Below are 17,890 nucleotides of genomic sequence, written 5' to 3' on the forward strand. Positions count from 1 at the left end.
CGCAACACCCGCACGCTGAAGAAGGGCGACCCGACCGGGTCGCCCTTCTTCGCGTCTGCTGACGATTCCGCGCGTCAGGACACGATCGCCAGTCCGCGGCCGCGCAGGCTGCGCGCCTGCGCATCCAGGGCGGTGACAAGGCCGTCGTGCGTCGCGACGATGTGGCGATGGATGAGCTCTGCGGCGTCGTCCGGGCGGCGCGCGGCGAGCGCCCGCACGATCTCCCGGTGCTCCTGCCACGCCTCCTCGCTCCGGGCGACGAGCCAGCGGGCACGCGCCAGCCGGGTCATGGCCGCATCCACCGCATCCGCGAAGAAGTGGTTGCCCGACAGGGCGGCGAGCCGCACGTGGAAGTCGGTGCCGGCTCGCACCGCCTCGTCGGCGGGGAGGGCGGTGTCGTAGGCGTCCAGTTCGTCCGCGAGCGCGGCGATCTCGTCATGCGTCGCGCGGGAGCTGCTGAGCCGGACCGCACCCGTCTCCAGTGCATCCCGGAGTTCGCTGAGCCGGGCGATCTCCCCGAGGTCGATGGGGGAGACCTCCCAAGCCCGGCCCTCGCGCACGACGAGGCCTTCGGACTCCAGCCGCATGAGCGCAGCACGGAGCGGAGTCCGGGACGCGCTGAGCTCCGTCTCGAGGCCGCGTTCGGTCAGGCGTGAGCCGGGGATGCGGTCGAGGTCGAGGATCTGCGCGCGCAGCGTGGCGTATACCTGCGGTTGCTCGGGCATGCATCCTCCTCTCGGTATACCAAGCCGGTATACCGCTAGGGTATACCCATGGATCGCCGAATCGCCCGCCGTCCTCACCCGTGGTGGATGCTGAGCTTCGGGGTGCTCGCGCAGGCCAGCTCGACGGTGTTCGTCTCCACCCCGGCGTTCCTCATCCCGCTGCTGCACACGGAGCGCGGACTCAGCCTCGCCCAGGCCGGACTGCTCGCCTCTGCCCCGACCCTCGGCCTCGTGCTGACACTGATCGCGTGGGGCGCGCTGAGCGACCGGATCGGGGAGCGCTGGGTGATCGCGTCCGGCCTCGCCGTCACCGCGGTGGCCGCCGTGGCGGCGATGTTCGTCGACTCCTACCTCGCCCTCGGCGCGCTGTTCCTGGTGGGCGGCATGGCGTCGGCCAGCCCCAACGCAGCGAGCGGCCGGGTCGTGATCGGCTGGTTCCCGAAGGAGCGCCGCGGTCTGGCGATGGGCATCCGTCAGATGTGCCAGCCGCTCGGCGTCGCGATCGCGGCCGTGAGCGTCCCACTGCTGGCCGCGAACGGGGGAGTGGCTGCGGCCCTCGTCGTGCCTGCCGTGCTGTGCGGCGTGTCCGCCATCGTGTGCGCCGTCGGGATCGTCGATCCTCCGCGTCCGCCGCGCAGTGCGGCAGGCGGCGCCGACGCGCATCCCCAGGCCGTCTGGCGCCCCTACCGCGAGACGTCGCTGCTGTGGCGCATCCACGGCGTCTCGATGCTCCTGGTGGTGCCGCAGTTCACGGTGTCGACGTTCGGGCTGGTGTGGCTCGTCGCCGAGCTCCACTTCACGTCGCTCGCCGCCGGGATCGTCATCGGCGTCAGCCAGTTCGCCGGCGCCATCGGGCGGATCGGGATCGGCGTGCTCAGCGACCGCGTCGGCAGCCACCTGCGTCCGCTCCGCTGGGTGTCGCTCTGCGCGGTGGGCGTGATGCTGCTGATGGCCGCCGCATCGGCGCTCGGCTCGGCCGCCGCCGCGGTCATCCTGGTCGTGGCCGCGATCGTCACGGTGGCCGACAACGGGCTCGCCTACACGTCCGTCGCCGAGATCGCCGGCCCGTTCTGGTCGGGACGTGCGCTCGGCGCCCAGAACACCGGGCAGTTCCTCGCCGCCTCGGTGGTCGGCCCGGCCGTGGGTGCGCTGATCGGCTGGGTCGGCTTCCCGGTCGCCTTCGCCGTCGTCGCCCTCTGCCCGGCCGTCGCGACGCCGCTCGTGCCCCGTGACCGGGAGCTCGCCGTCGTCCCCGCTTGAGGTCCACCTCTTAGAATTCAGGGATGCGCATCGACATCGTCACGATCTTCCCGACCTTCTTCGATGTGCTCGACATCTCGCTCCTCGGCAAGGCCCGCCAGTCCGGGCTCATCGAGCTGGGCGTGCACGACCTGCGCGACTTCACCCACGACCGGCACCGGACGGTCGACGACACGCCCTACGGCGGCGGGGCAGGCATGGTCATGAAGCCGGAGCCCTGGGGAGAAGCGCTGGACGCCATCCTCGACGGTGCCGACGATCCCGTCGTCGTGTTCCCGTCGCCGGCGGGTGAGGTGTTCACGCAGCGCACGGCTCGCGAGCTCGCGCAGGAGCAGCACCTCGTGTTCGGCTGCGGCCGCTACGAGGGCATCGACCAGCGCGTCTTCGACCACGCGGCTAGCCGGGCGCGCGTGCGCCTCATCAGCATCGGCGACTACGTGCTGAACGGCGGCGAGGTCGCGACGATGGCGATGATCGAGGCGATCGGCCGGCTGATCCCCGGCGTGGTGGGCAATCCCGAGAGTCTGGTGCAGGAATCGCACGAGGACGGTCTGCTCGAGTACCCGAGCTACACCAAGCCGGCGGTGTGGCGGGGGCTGGAGGTGCCTCCCGTGCTCCTCTCGGGCAACCACGGCGCCGTGGACGCGTGGAGGCACGAGCAGCAGCTCGAGCGGACGCGCGCCGTCCGCCCCGACCTGCTGTCCTGATCGCGTCGGCTAGGGGGCGGTGAGGACGAGCGGGCCGTCCTCGGTGATGGCCACCGTGTGCTCGGAGTGCGCGCCGCGCGAGCCGTCCGCGCTGCGCAGCGTCCAGCCGTCGCGGTCGGTGTAGATCTCGTCCGTCGTCTCCAGGAACCAGGGCTCGATCGCGATGACGAGTCCGGGGCGCAGGGGGTACCCGCGTCCGGCACGCCCGTCGTTCGAGATGTGCGGGTCGCCGTGCATCGTCCGCCCGACGCCGTGGCCGCCGAACTGCGTGTTGATCGAGTACCCCTCGGCGTGCGCGACCGCGGCGATGGCGGCCGAGATGTCGCCGATCCTGCCGCCCGGCTGAGCCGCCTGGATGCCCGCCGCCAGTGCCCTGCGGGTCGTGTCGATGAGGCGCAGGTCCTCGTCGCGCGGCGTGCCGACCACGAGGCTCACCGCGGAGTCGGCGACCCAGCCGTCTACCGCGGCGGCGAAGTCGAGGGTTAGCAGATCGCCGTCCTGCAGGCGGTAGTCGTGGGGGAGACCGTGGAGGACGGCGTCGTTCACCGAGGTGCAGATCACTTTGCCGAACGGGCTGGCGCCGAACGACGGGTGGTAGTCGATGTAGCAGGACTCGGCGCCCCGGCGGCGGATGAGGTCGTGGGCGAGCGCGTCGAGCTCCAGCAGGTTGACGCCGAGGCGTGCGGCCGCCGCCGTCGCGGCCAGCACCTCAGCGACGAACGCGCCGGCCGGGCGCATCTGCTCGATCTCGGCGGGCGTCCTCAGCTCGATCACGGGATCTCCTTCCACGTCGTACCGCTCCAGTCTCGCAGGTGAGCGTGGGGTAAACCCGCAGCCGCGGCACAGGCACGCGCGAGTACGCTGATGCCGTGATCATCCGCAAGGCGTTCTACTGGTGGCTCTTCCCCTCCGCCGTGGTGCTCCCCGTGTGGGTGCTGATCGGCTGGGCCGCCTTCCACGAGGGGAGCGGCTGGTCGTTCCTCGGCCTGCTGGTGCTTTGCCCCATCCTTTTCATCGCGATGCTCGTCGTCGGCGGCATCGTCATGGCGCGGCGCAGCGTACGCGAACGGCGGGCCGTGTCCTGGTGGGATGCGGGGCTCTTCGCCCTCTGGCACCTCTCGATCATCGGCTTCGGCTTCTTCCCGCCCGGCGCCACCGGATGGCTCGCCGTGGTCGGCGTGCTGCTCTTCCTCGCGATCTTCTGGCTCACGGTCTGGGAGCTGCTCACCGAGACGCGTGCTCGCGTGCAGCAGACGTTCGCCGCGTACGAGCGGATCGCGCAGCCGCGGCCGACCGAGAACACGCCGCGCGACGTGGTCGACGACGGGGAGTACATCGTCATCGAGGAGCGCCGCGACCGGGAGTGAACCGGCTGCGGAACAGCCCGCTTTGGTAAAGCGGGCCGCCGCATGGCAGAATTGATCCTTGTGCCGCGGCCACGCTCTGCCACGGGGGAGCCAGCACTTCTCGCGACACCCACTTATCGAACCCAGACGGCCGACGCTCCGGATCGGAGCCGGCCCCGAGTCCGTTCCCGACCTGTGGCGGGTACAGAGAGCGAACAGCCATGCACATCCTCGACCAGGTCGACGCCGCGTCCCTCAAGCAGGACATCCCCGACTTCCGCGCCGGCGACACCGTCAAGGTGCACGTGAACATCATCGAGGGCAACCGCTCTCGTATCCAGGTCTTCCAGGGCGTCGTGATCGGCCGCTCCGGCGAGGGCGTCCGCGAGACCTTCACGGTCCGCAAGGTCAGCTTCCAGGTCGGCGTCGAGCGCACGTTCCCGGTCCACTCGCCGGTCATCGACAAGATCGAGGTCGTCACCCGCGGTGACGTCCGTCGCGCCAAGCTCTACTACCTGCGCGAGCTGCGCGGCAAGAAGGCGAAGATCAAGGAGAAGCGCGAGAACTGAGCGTCTCCGCGCCCTACGGCTTCACGAGCTCCCGGTCCGTTCCTCGGACCGGGAGCTCTGTCGTTTCGTGGACGTCGCGGCGCGTGCGAGCGCTTATCCTGGGACGGTCGGAGAGTTCGGCGCGGAGGAGTGAAGAGCGGATGATGACCCCGGTGTCGCCGTCGCTGCGGTTCGAGAAGGCGCTCTACCGCCAGGGGGTCACCTCGATCGTCGCGGTGGACGAGGTCGGTCGCGGTGCGCTCGCCGGCCCGGTCGCCGTCGGGATGGTCGTGATCGACACCGCGGTGAAGCGCATCCCACCGGGGCTGCGCGACTCGAAGCTGCTGCCGGAGCCGGTCCGCGAATCCCTCGACCCGCTGTGCCGCAAGTGGGCGATGAACCACGCCGTGGGTCTCGCCACCGCAGCAGAGGTCGACTCGCTGGGGATCATGCGCTGCCTGGGGCTCGCGGGCGCCCGTGCGCTCGCGCAGCTCGAGGAGCAGGGCGCACTCGTCCACGAGAGCACCCTCATCCTGGACGGCAACTACGACTACCTGAATCCGGCGCTGATGCGGCCGGCGAAAGTCGTGACGCGCATCAAGGCCGACCGCGACTGCGCCTCGGTCGCGGCGGCGTCGGTCATCGCGAAGGTGCACCGCGACCGGATGATGATCGCGCACGACCTCGAGTACCCCGGCTACGGCTGGGCGAGCAACAAGGGCTACTCGTCGCCCGAGCACTTCGCGGCGATCGCGGAGCTCGGGCCGAGCGCACTGCACCGGCTGACCTGGCTCAAGCAGCCGGCCCTCCTCGACCTCGCCGAGTAGGCCGACCGGCCGCGCGCATGTCCGGGTTCGGCCGCCCCGGAGCGCTCGCGTCCCATCCGGCATAGACTTGACGGACGATGGATGAAGACGAGTTCGACGACTACGACCGCGAGGTCGAGTTGGCTTTGTATCGCGAGTACCGGGACGTCGTCTCGCAGTTCAAGTACGTGATCGAGACGGAGCGCCGTTTCTACCTCGCGAACGAGGTGGAGTTCGTGCGCCGGGACACCGAGCACGACTTCTACTTCGAGCTGACGATGAACGACGTCTGGGTGTGGGACGTGTACCGCGCCGATCGGTTCGTGAAGTCGGTGCGCGTCCTGACGTTCAAGGACGTCAACATCGAGGAGCTCTCCTCCAAGGAGTTCGAGCTGCCCAAGGAGCTCGCCCTCGACGAGTAGTCGTCGTCGCGGCCGATTCGCTCACAGCGACGGTCCGCCGCCTCTTCTCCACAGATTCGCCGCCCGCCGTCCCTCCGCCGCACCGCCCCACGAGGCTGGATGCGGAGGTACACATGGCACAGAAAGACGAATTGGGCAGGCGCGGCGAGCAGGTGGCCGCCGACTGGCTGCAGGAGCGCGGCTACACCCTGGTGGACCGCAACTGGCGATGTCCGTCGGGTGAACTCGACCTGATCCTGCGCGACGGATCGACGATGGTCTTCGCCGAGGTGAAGACGCGTTCGTCCCTGGAGTTCGGGCATCCCTTCGAGGCGATCACCGCTCGCAAGGCGGCCCGGCTCCGGCGGCTCGCCGCGGCCTGGTGCCGCGAGCGCGAACCCGGGTCCACCGGCGTGCGGATCGACGCCGTCGCGGTCACCGACGCGTGGAGCGAGCGCCCGGTGGTCGAGCACCTGACCGGGATCGCCTGATGGCTCTCGCACGCACCTTCGCGATCGCACTCGACGGCGTTCGTGGTCACGTCGTCGAGGTGGAGGCCGACATCTCGGCCGGCCTGCCGTCGTTCGTGCTGATCGGGCTGCCGGACACCGCGCTCGGCGAATCGTGCAAACGCGTGGGCGCCGCGGCCGTCAACGCCGGCTGCCCGCTGTCGCAGAAGAAGCTGACCGTGAACCTGTCGCCCGCGGCGCTGCCGAAGCAGGGGTCAGGCTTCGACCTGGCGATCGCCATCGCGGCCCTCGCCGCGGCCGGAGCGGTGCCCCGCGAGGCGGCGGCGAGCGCCGTGCACCTCGGAGAACTCGGCCTCGACGGCCGCGTACGGCCGGTGCCCGGCATCCTGCCGGCCGTGCTGGCCGCGAGGGACGCCGGCTTCGCGACGGTGCTGGTCCCCGCGGGCAACCTCGATGAGGCGCGCCTGGTCGACGGCCTGGAGGTCGTGGGCGTCACGAGCCTGAGGGCGGCGGCGATCCGGCACGGAGCGGGCCTCGAGCCGGTGGACGAGGAGCCGGTGGCCGCGAAGGCGGCCGCCGTGTCGGAGGCGCCCGAACCCGACATGGCCGAGGTGGCCGGCAACGACGAGGCGGTGGAGGCGCTGGTGGCAGCTGCGGCCGGCGGCCATCACCTGTCGATGGTGGGGCCGCCGGGGGCCGGCAAGACCATGCTCGCGCAACGTCTGCCCTCTCTGCTGCCCGACCTCTCGGACGACGCTGCGCTGGAGGCCACCTGCATCCGGTCCCTGGCCGGACCGGGTGCGGCGGGCCGCCTCGTCCGGCGTCCGCCGTTCGAGGCGCCCCACCACACGGCGTCGGCGGTGGCGCTGGTCGGCGGCGGAAGCGGGCGGATCACACCCGGCGCGATCGTGCGGGCCACCCACGGGGTGCTGTTCCTCGACGAGGCGGCCGAATTCCCGCCCTCGGTGCTCGACGCGCTGCGTCAGCCGCTCGAGAACGGCAGGATCACCATCCACCGGGCGAGCGGAGCGGCGTCCTTCCCGGCGCGCTTCCAGCTGGTCCTCGCGTCGAACCCGTGCCCGTGCGGGCGCTACGGATCGTCGGATGCCGAGTGCACGTGTTCGCCGATGGCCCGCCGGCGCTACCTCGCGCGGCTCTCCGGTCCGCTGCTCGATCGCGTCGACATCCGGCTCACCGTCCGCACCATGGGGCTGGCAGTCCTCCGGTCGGCGTCCGATGAGGGAGCGACCCGGCGGACGAGTGCGCAGCTGCGGCGACGCGTCGAAGCCGCGCGGGCGCGCGCCGCGGAACGTCTGCGCGGGACGGAATGGGCGCGGAACGCCGAGGTGGCGGGGAGCTGGCTGCGTGCGAATCACCGCCTCGGCGCCTCCGCCATCGCGCCGCTCGACCGCGCGCTGGAACGGGGTGCGATCACGATGCGCGGATACGACCGGACCCTGCGGCTGGCGTGGACACTGGCCGACCTGGACGCAACATCGTCGCCCGACGTCGACCACGTGGGACGGGCGCTCTTCCTGCGGCGGGGGATCGGCGCATGACCGGCGGATGCGAGGAGTGCGCGGTGGCGGAGCATATGCGGGAGCTCGCGGTGGAGAAGCCGATGACGCCGCCTGAGACTGACGCGCCGGCGGGGGCGGATGCCTCGACGCGAGAGCTGCGCCGCGGCCCCCGGTCCGGGATCCCCGGCATCGGCACGTCGGAACTCGCGCGCCTGGTGGGGCCCGTGCGAGGCGGACCCGACCACGAGGACGAGGCACTCGATTCCGACGCACTCGTCGAACGGTTCGCCCGTGCGGCGCTGAGCACCGCGATCGAGCCGGGCGACCTCGACGCGGGCCGGGCGATCGACGCCGTCGGAGCGCTCGGGCTGCTTCGGGCGATCGTCGACGGGGAGGGTGCGCGGACGCTGCTCGACCGGATGCACGGGTCGGGCGCCTCGGTCGGCCCGCACAACGGGCAGATCCGGGCCGTTCCGTTCACAGACATCGACCGCGGGCCACAGGACAGCAGCCACGCGACCGGTGCGAGCGGGCTCGACGCACGCGTAGAGAGGCGGTTGGCGGAGTCGCTGTCACGGTGGCGTCCGCGGCTGTCGCTCGACGAAGCCCGGCGGGCGCTGGAGCGCGCCCAGAAGATCGGCGCTCGGCTCATCACGCCGGACTCACCGCTCTGGCCGGACGGCTTCGACGCCCTCGACGACGGACCGCCCGTCGCCGTGTGGGTGAGAGGAGACCCGTGGCGACTGCGGACGCTCGACCGGTCGATCGCACTGGTCGGCGCGCGGGCGTCCACGCAGTACGGCGAGCACGTCGCGATGGAGAGCGCCGCCGGACTCGTCGACCGCGGGTTCGCCGTCGTCTCCGGCGGCGCCTACGGGATCGACGCCGCGGCGCACCGGGCGGCGCTGCTCAGTGGAGGGGTCACGGTCGCCTTCCTCGCCGGGGGAGCCGACCGGCTCTACCCGGCCGGCAACAGCGAGCTGCTGCGCCGGATCGCCGCCGACGGACTGCTGATCGCGGAGCTGCCGCCCGGCTCCGCCCCCACCCGCTGGAGGTTCCTGATGCGCAACCGGCTCATCGCCGCCGCGGCTGGCGCGACCGTGGTCGTCGAGGCGGGACACCGTTCGGGGTCGCTGAACACGGCCGGGCACGCGGCTCAGATGGGACGTCCGCTCGGCGCGGTGCCCGGCAGCATCCTCTCGCCCGCGTCGGCGGGATGCCACCGGTTGATCCGCGAGTACGCGGCGACCTGCGTGACCACGGTGGAGGAGATGGCCGAGTTGGCGGATCCACTGGGCACGGGACCCCGTGACGACCCGGAGGGTGGGGCGCCAGCGGGAGAGGGCGCGGCTGAGGGGTCGGAGGGGGCGATCGTCGCGCACCTCTCCCGGACACGCCGCGCCTCGGCCGACGAGATCGCCGCCCGGGCGGCCCTTCCGTTCGCCACGGTCGCTGCCGTCCTCGGGCGCCTCGACCTCGCAGGGAGGGCGCGGGAGAGCGGAGGTGGCTGGGTCCTGGTGGGGGAGAGGAGCGGGTGAGGGCACACCGTGCGTCGTTACGCAGGGCGTCGCTGCCCAGCGCGTCGCTACCTCGTGCGGCGGGCGGGAGGGCGAAGCTTGAACGGTGAACCTGTCCGACGCGATCGACGCCTACGAGCGCCACCTGCGGGTGGAGCGCGGCTACTCGCCGCAGACGGTCCGCGCCTACCGGGCCGACCTGACGGCGCTCGCCGCGTTCGCGGAGACGCGGAAGGTCTCGTCGCCCGACGGTCTCACGCTCGACCTCTACCGCGACTGGCTCTGGGAGGGGTCGCAGCGCGGGCTCGCAAAGGCGACGCTCGCCCGGCGGTCGGCCTCGGCGCGGGGCTTCAGCGCCTGGTGGGCACGGGCCGGCGGCGAGACCGGCACGGCCCAGGGCGCAGAAGGAGCGGACGCCGCGGCGCGGTTGCGGGCGCCGAAGGCCGACAAGACGCTTCCCCGGGTGATCACGCGCGAGCAGATGGACGGGATCCTCGAGCAGCTGGCGGCACGTGCGGACGACGGGGAGCCCGGCGCCCTGCGGGACGTCGCGGTGATCGAAGTGCTGTACGCGGCGGGGATCCGCGTGTCCGAGCTCACCGGACTCGACATCGACGACGTCGACCTCGAACGGCTGACGCTCCGCGTGGTCGGGAAGGGTTCCAAGGAGCGGGTGGTCCCGTTCGGGGTGCCGGCCCTGCGGGCCGTGCGGGCGTGGCTCGACGGCGGCCGGCCGCGCTTCGCGGTGCCGCGGTCGGGGCCCGCCTTGTTCCTCGGCAGCCGCGGGTCACGGCTGGGCAGCCGTGCTGTCTACGAACTCGTCGCCGGACTGCTGGCGGATGTGCCCGGCCGGGGCCCGTCCGGCCCGCACGCGCTCCGGCACACGGCGGCGACGCACCTGCTGGATGGGGGAGCCGACCTCCGTGCGGTCCAGGAGCTGCTCGGCCATGCCAGCCTCGGCACCACCCAGATCTACACGCACGTCTCCACCGAGCGGCTCAAAGAGGCCTACCGGATCGCGCACCCGCGCGCCTGACCGCCACACGCGGGCTCGATCGCCTACCGGTGAGCCTGATCGCCCACTCGCGCGCTTCATCGCCGACGGTGCGCCTGACCGCCCACCGCTGCGCGATCACCCGCCGCTCACGGACCGCCGAGCGGGAGCAGCACGGCGGGCGGCACCCGGGCGAAGAACAGCAGCGGGGACACGTACTCCCCGTCCACGCGGACGCCGACGTGCAGGCACGCCTCGGCGCAGTGACCACCCGCCGCCACCGTGCCGATGATCGCACCGCGGGCGACCGAGGTGCCCGGAACCAGCTCGGAGGCGACCGGCTCGTAGCTGGACAGCACGCCGCCGCCGTGGTCCAGGGTCAGTACGGGCCGGTCCACCACCACACCGGAGAACCGGACCACCGCGTCGGCGGGAGCCGACACCACGACGCCGGAGGACGCCTCCAGGTCGATGCCCCGGTGGCCGGCCGCGTACCGCGTGGCAGGCGCGGCGTACGGGCCGCTCACCGCGTGCGGCTCGACCGGCCACGGCCAGGAGCCGGCGGCTCGGGCCGCGGAGCGTCCCGCGTGCACGAGGTCGCCCGCGTACGACGCGCTTGCGCCTGGCGCGCCCGCGTCCGACGCGGCCGCCGCCCGACCGAGGCTCCCGAGCAGGAGTGCCACCACCACGAAGACCAGGGCGCCCATCCACCGCCGACCCCTACCCGGCAGGCGACGGAGCCGCTCGACCACCGCATCCCTCCGCTGCTCACCCTTCGACATCGTCCCTCCGCACCCGCGACGCACCCGCGACGCATCCGCGCCGGGCACCTCCCGGCTCACCGACTCTCCCGCTCGGCGGGTCGCATGAGAGACGCAGGAAGCGGATCTGTGGAGAACCCGCACATCCGTGCAGGTGTGAGCGCACGCGGGGCCGACGGTTCTGCGGGAGCGATTCGGGGCGTACCGTGAGTTCCGCCCTCGCGCCCTCCTCGGACGGCGCGGACAGCGAGGCGACGACAACCGAAAAGGGATGACATGTCTGAACAACGAAGGAACACAGGCACCACGAGCGACGAGAACGTGCCGCAGCCCACCGCGAAGATGCGGCGCAGGGTCACCGGCCTGGCGATCGCGGCCGCCGTCGGCGGGTTCCTCTTCGGCTTCGACTCCTCGGTGATCAACGGCGCCGTCGACTCGATCCAGCACAACTTCGCGCTCAACGCCTTCATCACAGGCTTCATCGTCGCCATCGCGCTGCTCGGTTGCGCGGTCGGTGCGTTCATCGCCGGCCGGCTCGCCGACCGCTGGGGTCGCCTCAAGGTCATGCTGCTCGGCGCGGTCCTCTTCCTGGTCAGCTCGATCGGGGCCGGCCTCGCCTTCTCCGCCTGGGACCTGGCCCTCTGGCGCGTGGTCGGCGGTCTCGGCATCGGCATCGCGTCCGTCGTGGCCCCGGCCTACATCGCCGAGATCTCGCCGCGACAGTCGCGCGGCCGCCTGGCGTCGCTCCAGCAGCTCGCCATCACCATCGGTATCTTCGTCGCGCTGCTCTCCGACGCGCTGCTCGCGGGAATCGCGGGCTCCGCGTCCAAGGAGCTGTGGCTCGGCCTCGAGGCGTGGCGGTGGATGTTCCTGGTGGGCGTCATCCCGTCGGTGGTCTACGGCATCCTCGCCCTGACGCTCCCCGAGTCGCCGCGCTACCTGCTGGCGAACGGCCGCCGCGACGATGCACGCGCGGTGTTCGCGACCCTCGTGCCGGAGGGCGACCTCGACCGTCAGATCGGCGACATCGAGAACGCGATCAAAGAGGACCGCGAAGGCGCGAAGGCGACGCTCGCGGGCAACCGGTTCGGCCTCAAACCGATCGTCTGGATCGGCATCATCCTGTCGGTGTTCCAGCAGTTCGTCGGCATCAACGTGATCTTCTACTACTCGACCACCCTCTGGCAGGCGGTCGGATTCACCGAGAAGAACTCGCTGCTCATCACGGTCATCACCTCGGTGACGAACGTCGTCGTGACCATCGTCGCCATCCTCCTCGTCGACCGGGTGGGCCGCCGCCCGATCCTGCTCACGGGATCCGTCGGCATGGCGCTGTCGCTCGGCGTGATGGCGCTCGCGTTCACCTTCGCGGTCAAGCACGACGGCGCCGTCAGCCTCCCGAACCCGTGGGGACCGATTGCCCTCATCGCGGCGAACATCTTCGTGGTGTGCTTCGGCGCCTCGTGGGGTCCGCTCGTCTGGGTGCTCCTCGGCGAGATCTTCCCGAGCCGGATCCGCGGGAAGGCCCTGGGCGTCGCGGCCGCGGCGCAGTGGATCGCGAACTTCCTGGTGACCATCTCGTTCCCGCCGATGGCCGACTTCTCGCTGCCGTTCACGTACGGCATGTACGCCCTCTTCGCCGCCCTCTCGTTCTTCTTCGTGTTCTTCAAGATCCCGGAGACGAACGGCATGGCGCTCGAGCAGGCCGAGACGCTCTTCAAGAACTCCGGGGGCCGTGGACGCGGCGTCCAGGTGCGCTCCAGCGGAGACTCCGCCTAGTCCCGGTTGCTGCTAGACTCTTCGGAGCACTCCGCTCGTCGGGGTGACTACGCGTGCCCGCAATCCTGAGCAGGAACCAACCCTGCACGGGACGCCCTCGCTGAGGGCGGCACGCGCATCCATTGGTCTCCCATCTCCCTCAACGGCAGCGCCGCGCGAGCGGGACGGGTGCGGATGCGCGCGGGGCACCAGGAGTGGCGGCCGCCGGCCGTCGCAGACAACCGCAACCAAAAGGAGAACGGCAATGGCCGTCGTCACCATGCGCCAGCTGCTCGACAGCGGCGTCCACTTCGGACACCAGACCCGCCGCTGGAACCCGAAGATGAAGCGCTTCATCCTCACCGAGCGCTCGGGCAGCTACATCATCGACCTGCAGCAGTCCCTCGCGTACATCGACAAGACGTACGACTTCGTGCGCGAGACCGTCGCCCACGGCGGCACCATCCTCTTTGTCGGCACCAAGAAGCAGGCCCAGCAGGCGATCGCCGAGCAGGCGACCCGCGTCGGCCAGCCCTACGTGAACCAGCGCTGGCTGGGTGGTCTGCTGACCAACTTCCAGACCGTGTCCAAGCGCCTCGCGCGCATGAAGGAGCTCGAGGAGCTCGACTTCGAGGGCACCACCAGCGGCTTCACCAAGAAGGAGCTGCTGATCAAGAAGCGCGAGCTGGACAAGCTCCACAAGTCGCTGGGCGGCATCCGCAACCTGTCGAAGACCCCGAGCGCGCTCTGGGTCGTCGACACCAAGAAGGAGCACCTCGCGATCGACGAGGCCAAGAAGCTGGGCATCCCGGTCATCGGCATCCTCGACACGAACTGCGACCCGGACGAGGTCCAGTACCCGATCCCGGGCAACGACGACGCGATCCGCTCCGTCACGCTGCTGACCCGCATCGTGGCCGACGCGGCCGCCGAGGGCCTCATCCAGCGTCACCAGAAGCCCGAGGAGGGCGCCGAGCCGGCCGAGCCGCTCGCCGAGTGGGAGCAGGAGCTGCTGCAGACCTCGTCCGACGAGGTGCAGTCCAGCGCCGAGACCACCAAGGCCGCTGACGCCGACCTGGCCGAGGCCAAGGCCGATTCGGCCGAGGTCGTCGCCGAGGGCGAGGCCGACGCGGAGGCCGCCGAGGCCGCCGCTGCGCCCGAGTCCGAGTAATCCTCCCCACCAGAAGTCTTCGAGAAGAAGAAGGTTCCAGTCAGAACATGGCAAACATCAGCATCGCCGACATCAAGGCTCTCCGTGAGCAGCTCGGCACCGGCATGGTCGACACCAAGAAGGCGCTCGAGGAGGCCGATGGCGACATCGAGAAGGCCACCGAGATCCTGCGCCTGAAGGGCGCGAAGGGCAACGCCAAGCGCGCGGACCGCTCCACCAGCGAGGGCCTCGTCGCCGCCAAGGACAACGGCAACGGCACCGCCACGATGATCGAGCTCGCGTGCGAGACCGACTTCGTCGCGAAGGGCGACAAGTTCATCGCCCTCGCCGACAAGGTGCTCGACGCAGCGGCCGCGGCCGGTGCGACCACCGTCGAGGAGGCCCTCGCGGCCCCCGCCGGCAGCCAGACCGTCGCCGAGCTCATCGGTGACGAGGCCGCCATCCTCGGCGAGAAGGTCGAGCTCCGCCGCATCGCCGTCGTGAACGGCGAGCACTTCGCGATCTACCTGCACAAGACCTCCAAGGACCTGCCCCCGCAGGTCGGTGTCGTGCTCGGCTACGCCGGCGACGACGCGGAGACCGCCCGCAGCATCGCGCAGCACATCTCGTTCGCGAACCCGACCTACCTCTCCCGTGAGGACGTCCCGGCCGACGAGGTCGAGAACGAGCGTCGCATCGTCGAGGAGATCTCGCGCAATGAGGGCAAGCCCGAGGCCGCGCTCCCGAAGATCATCGAGGGTCGCCTCGGCGCCTACTTCAAGCAGGTCGCCCTGCTCGAGCAGGAGTACGCCCGCGACAACAAGCTGACCATCAGCCAGGTGCTGAAGGACTCGGGTCTCACCGTGTCCGGCTTCGCCCGGTTCAAGGTCGGCGCGTAGCAGACCATGAAGGAGTCCGGATCGTGACAACGATCCGGACTCCTTTTCTGTGCGCGGCACCCACTAGCTTTAACCAGAACCACAGACGGAAGGACGTTGATCACGCATGTCGGCAGCCACTCAGAGACATCCTTCACAGCGGCGCAGAGTCCTTCTGAAGCTCTCCGGCGAGGCCTTCGGCGGAGGCCAGCTGGGGGTCAACCCGGACATCGTCAGCAGCATCGCGCGTGAGATCGCGCAGGCCGCGCAGGACGTCGAGATCGCCATCGTCGTCGGCGGCGGCAACTTCTTCCGCGGAGCCGAGCTGTCGCAGCGCGGCATGGACCGCGGCCGTGCGGACTACATGGGGATGCTCGGGACGGTGATGAACTCGCTGGCCCTCCAGGACTTCCTGGAGCAGGCGGGCGCCGAGACGCGCGTCCAGTCGGCGATCTCCATGACCCAGGTGGCCGAGCCGTACATCCCGCGGCGGGCCGAACGGCACCTCGAGAAGGGCCGGGTCGTCATCTTCGGCGCCGGCGCCGGACTGCCGTACTTCTCCACCGACACGGTGGCCGCCCAGCGGGCGCTCGAGATCAGCGCGGACGTCGTGCTGGTCGCCAAGAACGGTGTCGACGGGATGTACGACGACGACCCGCGCACGAACCCGGACGCGAGGAAGATCGACCAGATCAGTCACCAGGAGGCTCTGCAGCAGAACCTCAAGGCGGTCGACTCGACGGCGCTGAGCCTCTGCATGGACAACGGGATGCCGATGCGCATCTTCGGGATCGAGCCCGCCGGCAACGTGACCGCCGCCCTCCTCGGCGCGGAGATCGGGACACTGCTCGGCTGACGCCGGGTGGCCGCGCAATAGACTAGACACCGACCCACCTACGTATAAGGAGACACCGTGATCGCGGATGTGATTTCCGATGCCCGCCAGCGCATGAGCAAGACCGTGGATGCTGCGAGGGACGACTTCGGCACGGTGAGCGCGGGCCGCGCCAACCCGGCTCTGTTCCAGAAGGTGCTGGTCGACTACTACGGGTCGCCGACCCCGCTGGCCCAGCTGGCCGGCCTCCAGAACCCCGAGGCCCGCGTCCTGCTGGTCACGCCGTACGACAAGTCGGCGCTCAAGGACATCGAGAAGGCCATCGTCAACATGCCGAACCTGTCGGCCAACGTGGGCAACGACGGCGAGATCGTGCGCGTCACCCTCCCGGAGCTCACCGAGGACCGCCGCAAGGAGTTCGTGAAGATCGTCCGCAGCAAGGGCGAGGACGCCAAGGTCGCGCTCCGCAACATCCGCCGCAAGGCCAAGGACGACCTCGACGCGCTGAAGGGCGAGGTCGGGGACGACGAGGTGGCGCGCGGCGAGAAGGAGCTCGAGACGCTGACCCGCACCCACGTGGAGGCCGTCGACGAGGCTCTGAAGCGCAAGGAAGCCGAGCTGCTCGAGGTCTAGCCGATGAGCGACGACAGCAGTCCCGGCGCGCCGGACCCGGTACCGCGCGGAAAGGCGCGATCCCGGGAGGAGTTCCGGGCGCAGGTGCAGGCCACCCGCGCCGACTTCGAGCGTCAGGTGCAGGCGCGCAAGGCTCAGCTCGACGCGACCCAGGAGCGGATCGCGGAGCGCACGGGCCGCAACCTGATCCTGGCGATCGTCATCGGCCTGGGCGTCGGCGCGCTCGTCCTGGTCAGCCTGATCTTCATCAAGGAGCTCTTCCTGGTGTTCGGCGTGGCCATGGCCGGCTTCGCCACCTTCGAACTCGTTCAGGCGTTCCGCGTCTCCGGGCGGCGCGTGCCCCGCATCCCGTCGATCCTGGCGGCCGCGGGGATCGTCCCGGTCTCGTTCTTCCTGCACTCGGGCGGCCAGCTGGTCTCGCTGTCCGCGGGGATCGTCCTGGTCGTCGTGTGGCGGCTGATCGAGGAGGCGGTGGTCCCCGCCGCCCGGCGCGGGTCGGCCGCACTGGGGCGCGACCTGCTGTGGTCGGTGTTCGTGCAGCTGTACATCACGCTGCTCGCCAGCTTCGTCATCCTGCTGCTGGCGGAGCCCGGCGGCGAGTGGTGGGTGCTCGCGTTCCTGATCCTGGTCGTGTCGGTCGACACGGGCGCCTACGTGAGCGGACTCTCCTGGGGCAAGCACCCCATGGCGCCCACGATCAGTCCGAAGAAGACCTGGGAGGGCTTCGCCGGCGCGGCAGCGGCTGCGATCATCGCGGGCATCCTGCTCTCGGTGTTCATGCTCGGGGAGCCGTGGTGGTTCGGCGTGGTGTTCGGCGTCGTCCTGCTCCTGACGGCCACCGCCGGAGACCTCGCCGAGTCGCTGATCAAGCGGGACCTCGGCATCAAGGACATGAGCTCGTGGCTGCCGGGGCACGGGGGATTCCTCGACCGGCTGGACTCCATCCTCCCGTCGGCAGCGGCCACCTACGTCCTGTTCCTCATCTTCCGATGACAGAATGGGGGAGTGAGCACCTTCCCCCGCAGCCCCAAGTCGAAGCCGGGCTACGACGTCGAACAGGTGGACGAGTTCCTCGCGACGGCGCGCCGTGCCTACGACGGAGACGCGTCGGCGCCGGACCTGACCGCGGCCGACATCCGGCACACCGCGTTCGCGATGACGAAGGGCGGCTACTCCACGACCCATGTGGATGCGGCGCTCGAGCGGCTCGAGGACGCGTTCTCGGCCCGTGAGCGCGAGGCCGCGCGAGCGCGCCAGGGCGACGCCGCGTGGTTCGAGGAGGCGCGGACGACCGCGCAGGTCATCCTGAATCGGCTCGACCGGCCGCTCGGGCAGCGTTTCGACCGGGTGAGCCTGCTCACGCTCGGCTACAACCGCAACGACGTCGACCGGTTCGCCAACCGCTTGGTGCGCTACTTCCAGGACGGACGGCCGATGAGCGTCGAGGAGGTGCGCACCGTGACGTTCCGCGAGCAGCGGGGCGGATACCGCGAGGTGCAGGTCGATCTGCTGCTCGACAGCGTGACCGACGTGATGCTGGCGGTTCGCTGAGTGCGGGGGCGGAATCTTGGGTTTTCCGAC

20 protein-coding genes are annotated in these 17,890 nt (G+C 70.7%); 17 read left to right on the top strand and 3 right to left on the bottom strand.

The annotated features are described in order from the left end of the window. Positions 1–74: 74 nt before the first annotated feature. Positions 75–725 carry a GntR family transcriptional regulator gene (locus J2W45_RS02780; protein ID WP_310128838.1) on the bottom strand — a complete coding sequence of 217 codons (651 nt, stop codon included), beginning with the start codon at positions 723–725 and terminating at the stop codon, positions 75–77. Positions 726–773: 48 nt separating this feature from the next. Between J2W45_RS02780 and J2W45_RS02785 the strand changes: the two genes are divergently transcribed. Beyond that, positions 774–1,985, top strand: coding sequence for an MFS transporter (locus tag J2W45_RS02785; protein ID WP_310128840.1), 1,212 nt, complete (start codon positions 774–776; stop codon positions 1,983–1,985). A 23-nt stretch (positions 1,986–2,008) separates the two neighbouring features. After that, positions 2,009–2,692 (top strand): tRNA (guanosine(37)-N1)-methyltransferase TrmD, encoded by a 684-nt coding sequence (gene trmD / locus J2W45_RS02790; RefSeq protein ID WP_310128841.1) that lies wholly within the window; start codon positions 2,009–2,011, stop codon positions 2,690–2,692. Between the two features lie 9 nt (positions 2,693–2,701). Here trmD and map read toward each other — a convergent pair whose 3' ends face one another. Next, the gene (gene map, locus J2W45_RS02795; RefSeq protein WP_310128842.1) at positions 2,702–3,466 is read right to left on the bottom strand and encodes a type I methionyl aminopeptidase; all 765 of its coding nucleotides are present in this window, start codon (positions 3,464–3,466) and stop codon (positions 2,702–2,704) included. Positions 3,467–3,561: 95 nt separating this feature from the next. Here map and J2W45_RS02800 point away from each other — a divergent pair, with 95 nt between their 5' ends. From J2W45_RS02800 to J2W45_RS02835, 8 genes are all read left to right on the top strand, one after another. Beyond that, entirely contained in the window at positions 3,562–4,059 is a 498-nt protein-coding gene (locus tag J2W45_RS02800) for a hypothetical protein (protein ID WP_310128845.1), read from the top strand. Between the two features lie 200 nt (positions 4,060–4,259). Continuing rightward, positions 4,260–4,607: a 50S ribosomal protein L19 gene (rplS, locus tag J2W45_RS02805; RefSeq protein ID WP_310128847.1), complete on the top strand. Its 348-nt coding sequence runs from the start codon at positions 4,260–4,262 to the stop codon at positions 4,605–4,607. Between the two features lie 143 nt (positions 4,608–4,750). Next, a complete protein-coding gene (locus tag J2W45_RS02810; protein ID WP_310128850.1) occupies positions 4,751–5,413 on the top strand; it encodes a ribonuclease HII in 663 nt (220 codons plus the stop codon). Between the two features lie 77 nt (positions 5,414–5,490). Continuing rightward, on the top strand, positions 5,491–5,814 hold the full coding sequence (locus tag J2W45_RS02815) for a DUF2469 family protein (RefSeq protein WP_018190696.1): 324 nt from the start codon (positions 5,491–5,493) through the stop codon (positions 5,812–5,814). A 113-nt stretch (positions 5,815–5,927) separates the two neighbouring features. Then, the gene (locus tag J2W45_RS02820; protein ID WP_310128852.1) at positions 5,928–6,284 is read left to right on the top strand and encodes a YraN family protein; all 357 of its coding nucleotides are present in this window, start codon (positions 5,928–5,930) and stop codon (positions 6,282–6,284) included. Beyond that, positions 6,284–7,822 (top strand): YifB family Mg chelatase-like AAA ATPase, encoded by a 1,539-nt coding sequence (locus tag J2W45_RS02825; RefSeq protein ID WP_310128855.1) that lies wholly within the window; start codon positions 6,284–6,286, stop codon positions 7,820–7,822. Before J2W45_RS02820 ends, J2W45_RS02825 begins: the two co-directional genes overlap by 1 nt. A gap of 23 nt (positions 7,823–7,845) precedes the next feature. After that, positions 7,846–9,321 (top strand): DNA-processing protein DprA, encoded by a 1,476-nt coding sequence (dprA, locus tag J2W45_RS02830; RefSeq protein WP_310128856.1) that lies wholly within the window; start codon positions 7,846–7,848, stop codon positions 9,319–9,321. A gap of 85 nt (positions 9,322–9,406) precedes the next feature. Continuing rightward, entirely contained in the window at positions 9,407–10,336 is a 930-nt protein-coding gene (locus J2W45_RS02835) for a tyrosine recombinase XerC (RefSeq protein ID WP_310128857.1), read from the top strand. A gap of 107 nt (positions 10,337–10,443) precedes the next feature. Here the strand turns inward: J2W45_RS02835 and J2W45_RS02840 are convergent, their stop codons facing one another. Continuing rightward, positions 10,444–11,076 carry a murein hydrolase activator EnvC family protein gene (locus J2W45_RS02840; protein ID WP_310128859.1) on the bottom strand — a complete coding sequence of 211 codons (633 nt, stop codon included), beginning with the start codon at positions 11,074–11,076 and terminating at the stop codon, positions 10,444–10,446. Between the two features lie 255 nt (positions 11,077–11,331). Here J2W45_RS02840 and J2W45_RS02845 point away from each other — a divergent pair, with 255 nt between their 5' ends. The 7 genes from J2W45_RS02845 to J2W45_RS02875 all read left to right on the top strand — a co-directional run bounded on the left by J2W45_RS02845 (position 11,332) and on the right by J2W45_RS02875 (position 17,860). Then, a complete protein-coding gene (locus J2W45_RS02845) occupies positions 11,332–12,834 on the top strand; it encodes a sugar porter family MFS transporter (RefSeq protein WP_310128860.1) in 1,503 nt (500 codons plus the stop codon). A gap of 244 nt (positions 12,835–13,078) precedes the next feature. Beyond that, on the top strand, positions 13,079–13,984 hold the full coding sequence (gene rpsB, locus J2W45_RS02850) for a 30S ribosomal protein S2 (protein ID WP_310128862.1): 906 nt from the start codon (positions 13,079–13,081) through the stop codon (positions 13,982–13,984). A gap of 47 nt (positions 13,985–14,031) precedes the next feature. After that, a complete protein-coding gene (gene tsf / locus J2W45_RS02855) occupies positions 14,032–14,862 on the top strand; it encodes a translation elongation factor Ts (protein ID WP_310128864.1) in 831 nt (276 codons plus the stop codon). Between the two features lie 106 nt (positions 14,863–14,968). Further along, on the top strand, positions 14,969–15,697 hold the full coding sequence (gene pyrH, locus J2W45_RS02860; RefSeq protein ID WP_018190705.1) for a UMP kinase: 729 nt from the start codon (positions 14,969–14,971) through the stop codon (positions 15,695–15,697). Between the two features lie 57 nt (positions 15,698–15,754). Beyond that, positions 15,755–16,309, top strand: a complete 555-nt coding sequence (gene frr / locus J2W45_RS02865) for a ribosome recycling factor (RefSeq protein WP_310128865.1) — start codon at positions 15,755–15,757, stop codon at positions 16,307–16,309. A 3-nt stretch (positions 16,310–16,312) separates the two neighbouring features. Continuing rightward, positions 16,313–17,302, top strand: a complete 990-nt coding sequence (locus tag J2W45_RS02870) for a phosphatidate cytidylyltransferase (RefSeq protein WP_310128867.1) — start codon at positions 16,313–16,315, stop codon at positions 17,300–17,302. A gap of 12 nt (positions 17,303–17,314) precedes the next feature. After that, complete coding sequence (locus J2W45_RS02875) at positions 17,315–17,860, top strand: DivIVA domain-containing protein (RefSeq protein ID WP_310128869.1); 546 nt, start codon at positions 17,315–17,317, stop codon at positions 17,858–17,860. Positions 17,861–17,890: the final 30 nt, after the last annotated feature.

Source organism: Leifsonia shinshuensis, assembly GCF_031456835.1.
Classification (GTDB): domain Bacteria; phylum Actinomycetota; class Actinomycetes; order Actinomycetales; family Microbacteriaceae; genus Leifsonia; species Leifsonia shinshuensis_C.